The sequence below is a fragment of the Arthrobacter sp. UYEF21 genome (genome assembly GCF_040546085.1).
Lineage (GTDB): Bacteria > Actinomycetota > Actinomycetes > Actinomycetales > Micrococcaceae > Arthrobacter.
This window is the reverse complement of record NZ_JBEPNF010000023.1, coordinates 26,137-41,519: the sequence shown is the minus strand read 5'-3', so window position 1 is coordinate 41,519 and position 15,383 is coordinate 26,137. Positions and strand designations below refer to the sequence as shown.

13 protein-coding genes are annotated in these 15,383 nt (G+C 62.9%); 10 read left to right on the top strand and 3 right to left on the bottom strand.

What is annotated here, in order from left to right; all coding sequences use genetic code 11:
* Both ABIB27_RS17955 and ABIB27_RS17950 read left to right on the top strand, forming a co-directional pair.
* Positions 1-221 (top strand): hypothetical protein (locus ABIB27_RS17955; RefSeq protein ID WP_354254526.1); only part of this gene is annotated, 221 nt, incomplete at its 5' end.
* A 21-nt stretch (positions 222-242) separates the two neighbouring features.
* Positions 243-548, top strand: coding sequence for a hypothetical protein (locus ABIB27_RS17950; RefSeq protein WP_354217786.1), 306 nt, complete (start codon positions 243-245; stop codon positions 546-548).
* Positions 549-909: 361 nt separating this feature from the next.
* Here ABIB27_RS17950 and ABIB27_RS17945 read toward each other — a convergent pair whose 3' ends face one another.
* Complete coding sequence (locus ABIB27_RS17945; RefSeq protein ID WP_354217787.1) at positions 910-1,338, bottom strand: GlcG/HbpS family heme-binding protein; 429 nt, start codon at positions 1,336-1,338, stop codon at positions 910-912.
* Complete coding sequence (locus ABIB27_RS17940; protein ID WP_354217788.1) at positions 1,335-3,521, bottom strand: malate synthase G; 2,187 nt, start codon at positions 3,519-3,521, stop codon at positions 1,335-1,337. The genes ABIB27_RS17945 and ABIB27_RS17940 overlap by 4 nt, the downstream gene beginning before the upstream one ends.
* Before the next feature lie 270 nt (positions 3,522-3,791).
* Between ABIB27_RS17940 and ABIB27_RS17935 the strand changes: the two genes are divergently transcribed.
* From ABIB27_RS17935 to ABIB27_RS17925, 3 genes are all read left to right on the top strand, one after another.
* Positions 3,792-5,546, top strand: a complete 1,755-nt coding sequence (locus ABIB27_RS17935) for an L-lactate permease (protein ID WP_354254524.1) — start codon at positions 3,792-3,794, stop codon at positions 5,544-5,546.
* A 114-nt stretch (positions 5,547-5,660) separates the two neighbouring features.
* A complete protein-coding gene (locus ABIB27_RS17930; RefSeq protein WP_354217790.1) occupies positions 5,661-7,040 on the top strand; it encodes an FAD-binding oxidoreductase in 1,380 nt (459 codons plus the stop codon).
* A gap of 627 nt (positions 7,041-7,667) precedes the next feature.
* On the top strand, positions 7,668-8,009 hold the full coding sequence (locus ABIB27_RS17925; RefSeq protein WP_354217791.1) for a transposase: 342 nt from the start codon (positions 7,668-7,670) through the stop codon (positions 8,007-8,009).
* A gap of 361 nt (positions 8,010-8,370) precedes the next feature.
* On the opposite strand, the gene ABIB27_RS17920 is transcribed toward ABIB27_RS17925, so the two are convergent.
* Complete coding sequence (locus tag ABIB27_RS17920) at positions 8,371-8,952, bottom strand: recombinase family protein (protein ID WP_354217792.1); 582 nt, start codon at positions 8,950-8,952, stop codon at positions 8,371-8,373.
* A 472-nt stretch (positions 8,953-9,424) separates the two neighbouring features.
* Here ABIB27_RS17920 and ABIB27_RS17915 point away from each other — a divergent pair, with 472 nt between their 5' ends.
* From ABIB27_RS17915 to ABIB27_RS17895, 5 genes are all read left to right on the top strand, one after another.
* Complete coding sequence (locus tag ABIB27_RS17915; RefSeq protein ID WP_354217793.1) at positions 9,425-10,567, top strand: ISAs1 family transposase; 1,143 nt, start codon at positions 9,425-9,427, stop codon at positions 10,565-10,567.
* Positions 10,568-10,618: 51 nt separating this feature from the next.
* Positions 10,619-11,755: a chymotrypsin family serine protease gene (locus ABIB27_RS17910; RefSeq protein WP_354217794.1), complete on the top strand. Its 1,137-nt coding sequence runs from the start codon at positions 10,619-10,621 to the stop codon at positions 11,753-11,755.
* Between the two features lie 19 nt (positions 11,756-11,774).
* Positions 11,775-12,242 (top strand): hypothetical protein, encoded by a 468-nt coding sequence (locus ABIB27_RS17905; protein ID WP_354254522.1) that lies wholly within the window; start codon positions 11,775-11,777, stop codon positions 12,240-12,242.
* Positions 12,243-13,349: 1,107 nt separating this feature from the next.
* Positions 13,350-13,814: an META domain-containing protein gene (locus ABIB27_RS17900; RefSeq protein WP_354217796.1), complete on the top strand. Its 465-nt coding sequence runs from the start codon at positions 13,350-13,352 to the stop codon at positions 13,812-13,814.
* A gap of 93 nt (positions 13,815-13,907) precedes the next feature.
* Positions 13,908-15,182, top strand: coding sequence for a chymotrypsin family serine protease (locus ABIB27_RS17895; RefSeq protein ID WP_354217797.1), 1,275 nt, complete (start codon positions 13,908-13,910; stop codon positions 15,180-15,182).
* The last annotated feature ends 201 nt before the right edge of the window (positions 15,183-15,383 follow it).

Here is a 15,383-nt window from a genome sequence, read left to right as displayed (position 1 = left end):
GCGGGGATTGCCGCGATCATCTCTTCGATTCGGGTGCTCAGATGTTCGATCTGGCCGGTCAGGGTGTCGACCTGGTCCAGCAGGACCCGGGCCAGTTCGCCGTGGTGGTCGTCGAACCGGCCGGTGAGGGCCTGAACCAGCGCGGCGTGTTTGACCCGCAGCCGGCCCCTGGCCAGGTCCGCCGGGACGAGGGGGTCAGGTTGCCCGGCGAGCTGTCATGACCGTGACCCTGGCAGGTGCCTTTGCATTTTGCGCTGGCGTGGCCGGTGTTCGGCGCCGGCACAGAGAGTGCCTCGACCGTCTGCTCCTCAGCTGGCTTAAGTGGCAAGCCAGCCGCCGAGGAGGTCGGCGGCCTGAGCATCCGCGATGGCGGCCAGTCACCGGGCAATCTGACCGCGCGGCAGTTGAGCGTGGCTGGCGATTACATTTCAGTAGGGAAGCAGCAGGGGGTGCTTCGAGATGGCCAGATCATCGCGATAATGATTGCGCTGCAGGAATCCAGCCTCAGGGTTCTGGCCAACACGAGCGTCTCTGCATCGCTTGGCTAACCGCATGACGGTGTCGGGAGCGATCACGATTCCCTGGGTACCGCTCAGCACCGTCCGGCTGCCGGCTGGGGGAGCGTTGAACAGCTGATGGACCCCATCTATAAGGTGCGGGCCTTCTACGGCAGGACTGCCGGTCCCAACCACGGAAGCCCGCGCGGGTTGCTGGACATCCCAGGATGGGAAACTATGAGCAAAGGCCAAGCGGCGCAGGCTGTTCAGGTGTCGGCGTTTCCCGAGCTGTATGCGCGATGGGAGTCCGAGGCGACTGCCATTGTTGATGCGATCAACGGCGGGACAGCGCCGGCTGCCCTATCGAACGTGTTCAGGTCAGCCAACCCGGACTTTTTAAACACCTGGAGTGTCAGTCCACCTGTGCCGTCAGGCCGGCGGCAGTGATCGCCGTCGATGCCGCGGTCTCGTCGTTGTCCGAGCTGTCGCCGCTGATGCCCACGGCGCCCACGATGGCGCCATCGGAATCCCGGACCAGCACGCCGCCGGGGACCGGGATCAGCCGGCCACCCAGCGCAGCGGTGGCCGCGGCGATGAAGTAGGCCTGCTGCTCGGCGCGCTCCATGATGGCACGCGATCCCATCCCGAGGGCCAGTGCCCCGTAGGCTTTGCCTTGGGCGATCTCGAAGCGGTTGTTCGAGGCTCCGTCCTGGCGGGCCGCGGCGCTGACGTGCCCGCCGGCGTCAAGCACGACGACGGTGAGGGGTTTGAAGCCGTGCTCCTGGCCCGCGGCGACGGCTTTGTCGATGATGGTCCGGGCTGATTCCAGTGTCAGGTTCATGGTGCGTTCCTTGCCCGGTTGCCGGCGTTTTTGTGCGCGGCCCGGCGCCGGTGAAGCACGAGCTCGGTGTAGCCGGACGGCTGGGCCGCGCCCTCGAGGACGAGTTCACGGGCGGCGAGGAACGCCTCGCCGTCGAACGCGGGGGACATTGGTGTGTAGCTCGGGTCGGAGGCGTTTTGTTCGTCGACGACGTTGGCCATCCTCCGAAGCGATGCCTCCACATCCTCCTGGGTCACTATGCCGTGCAGCAGCCAGTTCGCGACGTGCTGGGAGCTGATGCGGCAGGTGGCGCGGTCCTCCATCAGGGCGGTGCCGTGGATATCGGGCACCTTGGAGCACCCGACGCCGTCGTTCACCCAGCGCACGACGTACCCCAGCGTGCTTTGGATGTTGTTATCCAGTTCGTTGCGCCGGTCCTCCTCCGACCAGCCCGTAGGGTCGCCCACCGGGATGGTGAGCAGCTGGCGGAGGGTGGAGCGGCGCTTTCCGGCGAGTTCGGCCTGCCGGGCGTCGACGTCTACCTGGTGGTAGTGGATGGCGTGGAGAGTGGCGGCGGTGGGTGAGGGGACCCAGGCGCAGTCCGCGCCCGCGAGCGGGTGGCCTGCCTTCTGGGCCAGCATGTCTGCCATGTTGTCCGGTGCGGCCCACATGCCCTTGCCGATCTGGGCGCGGCCGCTGAACCCGCAGGCAAGTCCGATATCGACGTTGGCGTCCTCGTAGGACTTGATCCAGCTGGAGTTACGCATGTCCGCTTTGCGGACCATCGGTCCGGCGAGCATGGAGGTGTGGATCTCATCGCCGGTGCGGTCCAGGAACCCGGTGTTGATGAATGCAACCCGTTCGCGGGCCTCGCGGATGCAGGCCTTCAAATTGGCCGATGTGCGGCGTTCCTCATCCATGATCCCGATTTTGAGGGTGAGCGGGTCGAGGCCCAGCACTTTCTCGGTGCCGGCCAGGAGCTCGCAGGCGACGGCGACTTCGGCGGGGCCGTGCATCTTCGGCTTGACGATGTAGACCGAGCCGGCGCGGGAGTTGTGCCCGGCGTGGGGGCCGCGCAGGTCGTGCACCGAGCCGAGTCCCGTGAACAGGGCGTCGAGGATTTCCTCGGGCACCGGAGCGCCGGCGGCGTCCAGGACGGCGTCGCTGGTCATCAGGTGGCCGACCTGGCGGATCAGCAGCAGTGAGCGCCCGGGCAGGGTCAGCTCTGAGCCGTCGGCTGCGGTGTAGGTCCGGTCGGGGTTGAGCCGCCGGGTGTGCATGCGGCCGCCCTTGGTTACTTCGGCTGTCAGGGTGCCCTGCATCAGCCGGAGCCAGTTGCGGTAGCCCTCCACCTTGTCCCTGCCGTCGACGGCGGCGACCGAGTCCTCCAGGTCCATGATCGTGGTCAGCGCGGCTTCCAGCACGATGTCCTTTACCCCGGCCGGGTCGCCGGAGCCGATCGAGTGGTTGCGGTCGATCTGGATTTCCACGTGCAGGCCGTGGTGGACCAGCAGCACGGCCTCGGGCTGGCCGGCCTCGCCCCGGTAGCCGGCGAACTGGGTCGGGTCTGCCAAGCCCAGTTCGCCGTCCGGTGCTTCGGCGACGAGGGCGCCGTCCGTGATCCGGTAGGCGGTGACTGCGGTGTGGGATCCGCCGGCCAGGGGAGTGTGTTCGTCCAGGAAGCAGCGTCCGAACGCAACGACGGCGGCGCCCCTGACCGGGTTGTATCCGCCCGTGCGCCCGCGGCCCTCCGCATCGTCGATGGCGTCGGTGCCGTATAGCGCGTCGTAGAGCGAGCCCCACCGGGCGTTGGCCGCGTTAGCGGCGAACCGGGCATTCAGCAGCGGGACCACCAGTTGGGGTCCGGAGACGGTGGCGATCTCGGTGTCCACGCCGTCGGTGCTGATGTTGAAATCGGCCGGTTCCTCGACCAGGTACCCGATGGACCGCAGGAAGTCCTCGTAGGCCTCCGGATCCAGGGGCATCGAGCCCTGCGAGCGGTGGTACTCGTCAATCTGGCTTTGCAGCAGCTTCCTGACATTCAGTAGTTCCAGAACCCGTGGCGAAAAGTCGGAAATCAGGGCGGCGGCGCCGGCCCAGAACTGCTCGGCGTCGAGGCCAATCCCCGGCAACGCCTCGTCCCGGACGAAGGAGAAGAGCTCCTCCGCGACGTGGAGTCCGTTCGTCTCCAAGTGATTCGGCATTCCGGTCACGCTCCGTTCAACTTTCATAATGCGAAAGAAAAATATCGATCTATAAAGGTAGCCAGGGGCTCCATGGCTGTCAACGCCGTTCCGCGGGTTCATTGGCGGCAGCCCGAATGGCTGACATCAACCATTGACTGTGATCTAAATCTCACATATGGTCTATCCACAAAACAAGAGACAACCTTCACCATGTGGAATTTGTGCCGTTGTTGGATTCTCACCTCGGGCCGCCCGGCCCACTGTTGCCCAAAAACAAAAGGAGTTTTTGTGAGTCCAAGGTTTGAGTCTTTTCAGCAGGTCGTCGATCCGATTGCCGGGTCTCTTGCTGTCTCGGCGGTGGTTGCCGCGCTTCCGCTGCTCCTGCTTTTCGTCCTCCTCGGCGCCTTCCGGGTCAAAGCGCACAAGGCCGCCATCGCCAGCCTGTTGCTCTCCATCGTGCTGGCCATCGTGGGCTGGCGGATGCCGTTCGGCCAAGTGCTCAGCGCCACCGCCCAGGGCGCCTTCTACGCCATCTTTCCGATTCTCTGGATCCTCATCAACGCCTTGTGGGTCTACAAGCTGACGGTTGCCACGGCATGGTTCGAGGTTCTGGGCCGGACCATCCGCTCCATCTCCAACGACCTGCGCATCCTCGCGATCCTGGTTGCATTCTGCTTCGGCGCGTTGCTGGAGGCGCTGGCCGGTTTCGGCGCGCCGGTGGCCATTTCCGCTGCCATGCTCGTAGCCGCCGGCATGAAGCCGCTGAAATCGGCCATCGTGGCACTCCTTGCCAACACCGCCCCCGTCGCGTTCGGAGCGATGGCAGCTCCGATCATTGCCCTCAACGGCGTGACAAACATCCCGTTGCATGACCTCGGCTCCATGGCCGGCCGCCAAACCCCCTTCGTCGCGGTGCTGGTCCCGCTGATCCTCGTCTTTATCGTCGACGGCAAACGCGGCCTGCGGCAGACCTGGCCGGTGGCGCTGGTATCCGGAATAGTGTTCGCTGTGGCGCAGTTCCTCGCCTCGAACTTCCTGGTCGTCGAACTCACCGACGTCGTCGCCGCCATCGCGACGGTTGCAGCGGTGCTGCTGATGCTCAGGTTTTGGCAGCCGGCCGAAATCGTCGGAATGCACAACGTCAAAGGCAGCGGCCCCGCAGAGGTGTCGCTGGTCAGCGCCGGCCCTCCCGCCCGCACCGGCTACGGCACGTCCTCCGGCCTGGGCGGTGTCAGCCGCAACGGCGAACCCGTCGGCGCCGGCCGTGCGGACACGCCAGCGGGCGCCGCCGTCAGGCCGCCGAACCGGGAGGTATGGATGGCAGTCGCCCCGTACCTGATCATCATGGCCGTGTTCTCCATCGCCCAGTTGCCGGATGTGAAGACCTGGCTGACCGCCGTCGGCTCCGTCACCTTCGAATGGCCCGGCATTGACGCAGTGGACTCCGCCGGGCACCCGGTCGCGGCCCACAAGTTTAAACTGGACCACCTGAAGGCCACAGGCACGTTGCTGCTGATCTCGGGCATTATCACCATGGCCCTTTACAAGCTCAAGCCGCTGCAGGGATTCCGTACCTACCGCGACACGCTGTTCCAGCTGCGCTGGACCATCGTCTCGGTCACGTCCGTCCTGGCGCTGGCGTTCGTCATGAACGTGTCAGGCCAGACGAACTCGCTCGGCATCGCGCTGGCCTCCGCGGGCGGGTTCTTCGCCTTCCTCTCGCCGCTGCTCGGCTGGATCGGCGTGGCACTCACCGGCTCGGACACTTCCTCGAATTCACTCTTCGGGCAGCTTCAGGTCACCGCCGCGCAGCAGACCGGCCTGTCGCCAACGCTGATGGCAGCCTCGAACTCCTCAGCCGGGGTGCTGGGGAAGATGCTTTCGCTGCAGAACCTGGCCGTCGCGTCGGCCGCCGTCGTCCTGGACGGGGCCGAAAGTGTCCTGTTCCGCAAGCTGCTGGGCTGGAGTCTGGGGCTGTTGGCCTTCATCACCATCCTCATCCTCCTGCAGTCCACCCCCATTCTGGGCTGGATGGTTCCGTAGGAAACGGCCTTTCCCTTTACGCCGGCGTCCCGGCCGCGGACAGCCTGCCCGGCGGAGCCGGGAGGAGAGCGCCAAGCAACCATAAAGACCTGCAAACGATAGAGAGCAGACCCTGTGAGCACTACCGCTAACCACACGAAGGCCCAGGCAGGCGCGGAGCTTCTCGCCGCGGCCCGGCACGGCACCGCCGACGAAGCCGACCGGATGAGCGTAAATACCGACCGGTCCGGGTACACGCCCGGGACGCTGCCGGACGGCGTTGTGTACGCCACCAGCGTCGACGACGTCGTCGAGACCATGGTCCATGCGACAGCGGGACGCATCCCCATCGTCGCCCGGGGCGCCGGGACCGGCCTCGCCGCCGGTTCCTCCGCCCAGGCTGGCGAGATCGTCCTGGACCTTTCCAAAATGAACCGTATCCTGCGTCTGGATCCGCTGGAACAGATCATCGTCGTCGAACCCGGTGTCCTCAACGCCGAGGTCAACGCCGCCGCGGGCGAGCATGGACTGTTCTACGCCCCGGATCCCGCCAGTACCGCCATCTGTTCCATCGGCGGAAACATCGCCACCAACGCCGGAGGCATGCGGTGCGCCAAGTACGGCGTCACCCGTGAGTCCGTCCTGGCCCTGAAAGTTGTCCTACCCGACGGGCGGCTCCTCGTGACTGGCCGCGCAACGATCAAGGGCGTCACCGGCTACGACCTCAACGCCCTAATGATCGGGTCCGAAGGGACACTGGGTGTGGTGGTTGAAGCAACTCTTCGCCTCCGGCCGCTCCCCGTGGCGACGGCAACCGTCGCAGCGTTCTTCCCGGACATCGTTACCGCCGCCCAGGCCGCCTCGGCTGTCATATCCGCGCGCATCACGCCTTCGGTGCTCGAACTCATGGACGGGCCGACCCTGGCCGCAGTCGACGCCGCCCTGGGCACGGACTATCGAAGCCGCGGCGGCGCATTCCTTTTGGCCCAGACGGACGGATACGGGGCCTTCCTAGAACAGGAGGTGCTGATTCAGGCCATTGAGCCTTTCGCTTCGTCCTACGAAAAAGCCACAGACCCGCAAAGGACGTCGGAACTCCTGACTCTGCGCCGCGAGGCCATTCCTTCGTTGGAACTGCTGGGCAACGTCTGCATCGGTGACGTCGGAGTTCCACGCGGACGTCTCGCCGAGATGGTCACCGGGATCGAGGAAATTTCCCGCCGCACCGGTGTCCGGATCTTCACCGTCGCGCACGCCGCCGACGGCAACCTGCACCCTATGATCGTGCTGGACGAGGGCCAGCCCTCCACGGAAGGACCGGCGAAGGACGCGCTTGGTCAAATGTTTCATTTGGCCCGCGGCCTCGGCGGCACACTGACGGGAGAACACGGAGTAGGAATCCTCAAGCGCGACTGGCTGCGAGACGAACTGGGCAGCGACTCCCTCGAACTGCAGCACGCCATAAAGAATGTATTTGACCCGCTCGGCATCCTCAACCCAGGCAAGGCAATCTAGCCGGCGTCAAGGAGGAGCTGGCCGCCGCACGCACCGGGGAAAACCAACTGGCCCGGGACCTGGAGCGAGCCCAAGTATCGGCTGCCACTGCACAGCAAGAAGCGGAAACAGAGATTGTCGGTCTACGGGTCGACGTGGAGGCTGTCCGCGTGCGACTGAACCATGGGGAGCAACGAGTCACAGACCTCCACGACACCTACAAAGGCCTAATCACCCAGTTACGCGATGAACTAACCCAGGCCCGCGCGGCGGAGACCAAATAACCGAGGCCGCGACCACGATCTGACGCAGAGAGCTAACGGGCAGGTAGCGCAAGCGGGAAACTGACAAAAGTTGCCAGGTACGCGAGACCGGCACGACCGGATGCACGGAGACGGGGTATTACTGCGACGGCCATCCTCAGAAGTCGTCTGCTGTGAATCCAGTGGGAAGCCTCGGGCATGTCCAGTTCCAAAATGGCCTTGCTGAACCGCCACGCGGCCCCGCCGGGGAGAGAACAGCACCAGAAGCACCAGTGAGTGTCCGACAACGATTGTTACCGTACATGGCCCGGTACTCCTGAGCGTGTCCCCAGGGGCAATCTAGGTGCGTCCGGGTTCCGGCCCCGGAAACGGTAGAGTCGCCGGCATGCGGGATCTGTTTGAGGATGAAGAGAACGACGTCGAGATCAAGCACGAATTTGAGACCCGGGATCTGCTTGCCGCGGTTGATGTCTTCGATGAGATGCGCACGCACCTGAACGACATGGGTATCGCCAGGCCGCCGCAGATGCGCGGTGAGCTCCTTGACCTGCATCAACTGGCAATGGAGGCTTATCCGAATGGTTCCAAGGAAGACCTCATCAAGCTCTACGAAGACGCCGAAAACCTCGAAAGCGCGGCTTTTGAGCTGATGGAACAGGCCGAAAAGCTCCATCAACTTCTGGAATCCCTCATGGCCACCGAACCTGAAGACCTCCGCGGCTACTGAACGGACCGGTTCAGCAGGGTGTCATACACTTCAACATCCAAGGGTAGGCCTGTGATCTGGTGGCCGCGAAGCAATAACCACCCCACGACGATCGCAGCAGCTGTTCCCTGGGAGCCCAGCCTTCGTGTACGTTCTGCCCTGAGATAATGGCCACCGTACCGGCGGATGCTCAATCAGTCGGTACGGTGGCCATTATTCCAAGGAGAGGAGCTGTATCCCCTGGTCCCGCGCCGGCAAGCCCTTATGAAGACGCCAGCGATTAGAGTTCGCTGATGTGTCGGAGCTGGTTGTCGTCAAAGCCCTCCGGTCCGGCCATTGGCTTGCCGGGTTGGGGGTTGTAGCTTCCGTACAGCCGTTGGCGCTAAGGATGTTCCGGCATGGGTTTGGCGGTCTGGATGTTGCGATAGATGGTCATGGGGGTGACGGCGCAGGAAGCTGCGATTTCGGCCATGGTGAATTGTCGGGCGTCGTACATGCGCTGGGCTTTGTTGATGAGCTCTGGGGTCATTTTGGGTTTGCGTCCGCCTTTGCGTCCTCTGCTCCGGGCTGCGATGAGTCCGGCCTGGGTGCGTTCGCGGATGAGGGCGGCTTCGTATTCGGCCATGAGCGCGAACATGCCGAAGACGAGTTTGCCGTGTGCGGTGGTGGTGTCCACGATGCCGTTGGTCAGTGATTGGACGCCGATGCCGCGTTCGTCGAGGGTGGCGACGATGTCGATGAGGTTGCGCAGGTTCCGTCCGAGTCTGTCGATTTTCCAGACGACCAGGGTGTCGCCGGGGCGCAAGTCGTCCAGACACAGTGCCCACTGTGGCCGGTCAGCTTTGGTGCCGGTCGCCGTGTCTTTGTAGATCTTCAGGCAGCCTTCGGCGTTGAGTGCATCGAGCTGCAGCTGCGGGTCCTGGTCGGTGGTGCTGACCCTCGCGTACCCGATTTTGTGTCCCATGCCTGCCAATCTAACAAAATCCATGAATCCTGGCCTGTTTAGTTATCTAGATTTCGTTGCGGGTTTTGTGAGCCTGCAACCGCTGGTTGGGTATCGAGATGGCGGATCGGTGTGGGGTCTACCGCAGACGACCGTTTGTGATAGCCGGCAGACGCATCGTGGACGAGCCCGATCCGGCCCAGGTCTAATGGCGATTACTTCCGAAAGACCTGCCCATTAAACAGGTCACAGGAATGATTTATCCAACGATTGTAAAATCGCATACCTTTTGCTAGCGTTTGGGTCGAAGTTGCCCGGTGCAACCATTGTGCGGGCGGCTTGGGTGGTGGGGGACCTGACAGGGCGACTGCAAAGTCGTTGGTGAGTGGCCAGCGTCTTAAATGGTGAGACGATCCGGTGGTGGCTGTTAAAGAGCGGGAACCCCTGTTAAGCATGTGAATGTTCAAGCCCACATGTTGCCAGGAGTTCCCTGTTGTCATCTTCTCATCTTGCCGCGTTCGTCGACGAATTCACCGGGGCAGGACCGGCCGAGATCGATCCCGGCAAGGTGCTTGCCGCCCTGTGTGAACTATCCGATCCGAGGGCCCGACGCGGTGTCCGGCACCGCTTCCCCCACTTGTTGGTCATCATGGTTTGTTCCGTGCTGGCCGGGGCGAAAACTTTGGTGGAGATGGCCGAGTGGGCCTCCGACACGGCCCGGTTCCAGCTCGCAGCCCTGGGTATCGGAGCCCCGCACGCGACTACCCTCGGTCGGGTGCTGGAGCGGCTGGATGCGGATGCCCTGGACCGGCTGGCAGGGGCGTGGGCGCAGGCCCAGGCCGCCGCGAGGGCCATTGCTATCGATGGGAAGGAGGCCCGTGGAGCGAAGAACGGCGGCGGTGACCGCGTGCATTTGATGGCCGCCATCGACCAACGCACCGGGGCCGTGCTGGGCCAAGTCGACGTCGGCATCAAGACCAATGAAATCAGCATGTTCAAGCCCCTGCTGGAGAGGATTCCTGCCCTGGACGGGGTGATTGTGACCGCGGATGCCCTCCACACGCAGACCGGGCACGCGAAGTATCTGGCGGAGCGGGGCGCCCACTACGTCCTCACGGTCAAGGGAAACCAGCCCACGTTGCACAACCAGCTGCGGTCCCTGCCCTGGGAAAAGGTCCCTGCCGGGGACCGGTCCCTGGCCACGGCGAACGGCCGGGAGATCACCCGCACCGTCAAATGCGTCAGCGTTGCCGCCGGCATAGGCTTCCCGAATGCGGAACAAGCTGTCCAGATCACCCGCAAGTCCCGGCCCCTCGGGACCCGCAAATGGCATATCGAAACCGTCCACGCGGTCACCTCCCTACCCTCGTCCGAGGGCAAACCGGCCCAGATCGGAGCCTGGATCCGGGGACATTGGGCCATTGAAAACGGTCTTCACTGGCGCCGGGACGTGACCTGGAATGAGGACCACAGCCAGATCCGCAACGGTCAGGCGCCTCGGGCCATGGCGTCGCTACGAAACCTGTGCATCACCATCCACCGACTCGGGGGCCAAACCAACGTCGCCAAGGCCACCCGAGCCGCTCGAAACCACCCCGACCGCGCCCTCCAGCTCGCCGGCATCACCACCGTCTAACGACTTTGCAGCCGCCCTGGGGGACCTGATAAGGCTGAGTTCTCTGTCCGCGTGACCTGGAATATCCAACATCCGAAGCAGGGGAATTTCGTGACTCAGCGCAGATTCAGAACAATGCCACTTCCAGCGGCACTCGTATTGTTGCTGGCTTCGTCGGCAGGCATCACTGCCGCGCAGGCGGCACCCGCGCCGGCGCACGGTGACTTCAGGACATCTGTTCCTGCTGCTGCTGCCAAAGACGGATTTGCGGATCGGCTCTCCGTCTGGGGAGAGAAAGACGGCGTGCTTCAGGTCGGTCTGACCAGCATCCACGGGAACGAGTTGGCTGCGCTGAAAGCGCGGCTGGGGCCAGACGTCAGTGTATTCCAACACGACGCTGTTGAGTCTGCTGTGAAAAAAACGCCTGTCCCGGCCGCAGTGCCCGTCCATACTGTAACGCCAAGCCGTAAGAAGCAGTCCCCTTCTGTGACCAGCACTCTTTCCGCGTCAACGACCCCGAGCAATATCCCGCCATTCATGGACAGCTTGCCGTACTACGGCGGCGACCGGATAGTCCGCACTACGGTGGAAAACGGGGTCAACTATGTCATTCAGTGCACCGTTTCAGCCCCCTACGTGAATAGCTCGACCGTCTACATGATGACTGCCAGACACTGCGGGCCCGCAGGAACCGCTTGGAATCAGGGCTACTTCGACGGGACGAATATCTACATTTCAGGATCGATGGGAACGGCATCTTCAGTCCAGTGGGGCAACAACAGAACTGACGGAGCCCTCCTGACCGGCACTAGCTACGCCCCCTACATCTGGACCGACGGCGCCAACTATGCCAGCGCACATGTCACAGGTGCTGCCACGGTCGTGCCCAAGGGCGCCGGCCAGGGAACGCCCGTTTGTACTGATGGTTCCTTTACAGGGTATGCGTGCGGTGGAACAGTTAGCTTCACCAATGCTTGCGCCAACATCTCCGAAGGAAGCGTCGTCTACTACGTTTGCGGGCTCGATATCGCAGATTCAGCGACTCCCATCGTGCAGTCGGGAGACAGCGGCGGGCCTGTCGTTGTGCCCGCATCCGGAGGGGTCCTGATGGCCGGAACAATCAGCGCCCAGTCCAACGGCGGGAAAGAAGTGCTGTTCTCCGATGTCAACTATCTTCAGCAGGTCTTCGCTGTCTCAGTGGCCTCCTGACTTGCTGCTCCTGCGGCACGTGACGAAAGGGGCCGCCGCGGTGATCATCACCGCTGCGGCCCTGTTCGGTCTTCTGTCCTGCGGAGCAGACACGGGCAGCCCCGGCCAGGGGGGCGGCGTCACCAGCCCGTCAACAACCAATCCTGGGCCGCCTGCCCCAGTGAAGACCGGCCCGGCCATCCAGACCGTAACCCCGGACTTCTCCGAGCTCCGCGTCGACACCTCACCGGCGGCGGCGGGCGACACGGTGCCATGGAAGCTGGTGAAGGTAGATACGGTGAACAACCGCATTTACCTTTCTTCCGAGCAAGTCAGCTGCACGGTCCCAGAAGTTGTCCACCTTCAGGAGACCCGCACGGAGATCGTCATCGCCGTGGCTGGCGCGCCGACCTCAATGACATGCGCTGCCCGGAAGGTAAGCCTGATTGGCTACGTGCAACTAAACGACCCATTAGCCGGCCGCCGTGTTGTCGGGAACAGCCAGTAAATTCCATGGCCTTGTAGTTCGTGGTGACCCCGGCGGAACCGTTGGAGGTGAACTGGTCGAAAATGTTGTAGGTCTGGGTGGTGGCCCCGGCGGCGGTAGTGTTGCCGTTCGCGTCGTAACTGTAGGTAGTGGCTCCGCCCGGGGTGTGGGGCAGTTCGGGGCTTGAGGACCAATGCTCGGAAAAGTCACGCTAAGCCGATCTCCAGTGGTAACAATGGTTGCCTCGGTTCATCTGTATGGCTAAACACAAATATTTGACTGCGGCCGAGGAGGCCTCGTACGGGCGATTCGAGGCGCAGGCCCCGGCGCAGGCGGTGTTGGAGCAGTTTTTCTTTCTGGACGATGTGATCTTGTTGCGAACCACCGGCGGCACCCCTAACTCGGCGCAACAGCAGCTCCGACCTGCCTTAGCGGACGATTCCGTTCCATTACTACTCAGACCCCTACAGCCTGATTCCGTCCTCGGACGAACCCTCAACTTTCGAAACCGTTGACGCCTCTTTCTAGGATTCGCGAGGGTGATGCACATTCAGCCTTGGTCGTTGATGGCTCGGAGGAAGTAGCTGACGGGCTTTCTGAGGTGCACCCAGGCCGCTAGCGCGAAGGAAACAAGGACGGCAGCCCCAGGACGAAGCTCGGCCCGGCAATAGGGTCCTTTCCAATGGCTTTCCCGTGGCGTAGAAGCACCGCATGTCGAGCATCGGAAACACAGGAAGCTCACGATCTTCGTTGCCAACGCGGCCGCATACCCACGGGATACCGCTAGTGCCCGGCGAGTCGTGAGGTGGGTACCGTAGGCCGCTCTGCCAGGCAGCGATCAGATTGACATATTCATCCCGCGGCGGCGGTTTGAGGTGGACCCTCCGGTGTTGTCGATCCTCAACCTGAGAAATCCTCGGCATTGTTTGGGGCCATCGAAATCCTTTCACAAACTTGCGTAAATCCATGGGTTCTACCCCCTGGCCGTGTGTAGGCTCCCAACAGCGACCACCTTCAAGGAGCAAAATGAAACGCACTCGGTTGTGGCAATACACGGTTCCGCTCCTATTTCTCGGCTTGCTGTTGACGTCTTGCGGAGACAGGAAAACGGGCGGACCAGGAACTGCTGTGCCCACGCCCAGCTCCACAAGCTTCGCCACCCCCACCAACTCCGCAACGCCCACCGACTCAACCCCTGGCTCGACCGGCACCGCGGCACCCCAGGAGACATGTGCGGCGTTCCTGCCGTCGACCCCGTGCACTAAATACACAAGCGTCTCCGGCACGGCCAGCGGCAAAGATTTACCTTGGGTGGCCTCCGGCGGGGTCAGGGCACAGTTGACCTCCGTGAACGGAGAACTTCAGCTGACCGTGACGACCAAATGCGGCCCCATGAGCGGGCAAGCGACAGTCACCGGTAACACGCTGAACGCCCGGAACATAGCCACCGGCGCTGTGGGGTGCTCCGGCGATGTCGGCGAACAACATCTGTGGGTACTGGAATTCCTGAAGCGGCCCATCGAACTGACATTCAGCCAGGGCACTCTCACCTGGAAGAGCGGAACAGACACACTCAGCTTCAAAAGCGAGTGACCGCTCGCCTATTTTCGAATCGCCACCCTCACGGGTGGTGCCCATTCACGACGTAATCAAATATCGATGAACTAATCCAAAATTGGGGGAACAGTGAAGTTCATAACTCATGCCGTCCGCGTGACGGCAGTAATCATGCTCGCCTTGACAGGCATTGGAGGAGGCACAGCAGTCGCCAGCCCAAATCCGCCCACAAGCCCGGCAGGGCTCGACGAAATCGACCGCTACGCACAAGCGCAGGGCGCCACATTCATCGCCAACCAACAGCAACTGTCAGATTTCAAGCACTGGGTCATCATGGTCCCCGGGATTGAAGACGCCGGGTACGTGGAGCAGGTCAACGACGCATCCAAGCTGGCCACGAAGTTCCTCTGGAAGGGCCAGTCACTGCTGCGTGACACAGTCCTGGCTGAAGCCAAGGCCCGCGGAATCACCGCAACGTTCGCGGAGAGGCCATACTCTCTGCCGCAAATCCGTGCAGCAATTAAGAAAATCGACGCAAATAAGGCTGCATTCGCTACACTCGGGTTCCAAGTCGAGGGAATCGTCGGAGTCCGTGACGACGACGGCTCCATTGCCATCGAAGGCCACGCCATCGACGGTGCGGCGCCTGACATAACCAAGGTGTCAGCAACCGCCAGCCAAGCTTCTGGTGTAGCAGTGCGTGTGGCCGACAAGCAGCGAGCCACTGCCACCACGGCGACACGATCCAATGACACCGCACCCTTCAACTCGGGCGGCTACATGCTCCGTGTTGGCGGGGGCACCTGCAGTACAGGGTTCGCAATAGCGGACGCCAGCCGCACCTACACGGTCACGGCAAGGCATTGCCCTCAGGGGTCGTACTACGACCGCGACAACTCAGGGGTCTACGTCGGCTACGAGTTGCGCGATTCGCCAGACGGCCAGGCGTCACTGCTGGACGGAACCGGAAGCAAGTGGATGTTCGACGGAGCATGGAACAACAGTGGGGGCTACGCCAAGGGAGTTTCCGGATTCCAGGACGTGTCCGTTGGCGATTATGTCTGCACAAGCGGAGGGAACTCCGGGGTGCACTGCACTATCAAAGTCGTCAGCACCAATCGCTGGTGGAACGACGGGTGGGGTGGCGCCTGGAACATCGAGGGCTACCAGCAGACTGCCGGTGCAATCTCCGCTATCCAAGGTGATAGCGGAGGCCCAGTCCTCATGCCCCGCTCAGACGGCACTGTCGGCGCGGTCGGTATGATCCAAGCTGTCCTCAACGCTGACACCAACAACTGCGGGTCAGTTCACGACCAGGGGACGAACGTCTGTTCCCCCGACGTACTATTCACTTCAACCAGGACAATAGCCAACAGCCTCGGTATGAGCCTTGTCACCTGGTAGACGAAATCTGAAGGCTTCCCGGACCCGCTCTCACAGGCGGCCGGGGAGCCTTCTTTGCGAGCGGAACTCCCCTGGCAATCTCTGAACGTCTCGGGGGTGCGGTCCCGGCTGGAGTCCTAGCCAGCCTTGATCCTGGGTTATGAGATCCAGCCAGCCGGGAGCTGCGAAAAGTAGACTGACCAGTGGATGCGCATCGTCGAA

Bases quoted from the DNA above. Each gene is read 5' to 3' on its own strand.
- ABIB27_RS17940 (WP_354217788.1), bottom strand. From the start codon at position 3,521: ATGCCGAATCACTTGGAGACGAACGGACTCCACGTCGCGGAGGAGCTC.
- ABIB27_RS17945 (WP_354217787.1), bottom strand. From the start codon at position 1,338: ATGAACCTGACACTGGAATCAGCCCGGACCATCATCGACAAAGCCGTC.
- ABIB27_RS17920 (WP_354217792.1), bottom strand. From the start codon at position 8,952: ATGGGACACAAAATCGGGTACGCGAGGGTCAGCACCACCGACCAGGAC.
- ABIB27_RS17925 (WP_354217791.1), top strand. From the start codon at position 7,668: ATGCGGGATCTGTTTGAGGATGAAGAGAACGACGTCGAGATCAAGCAC.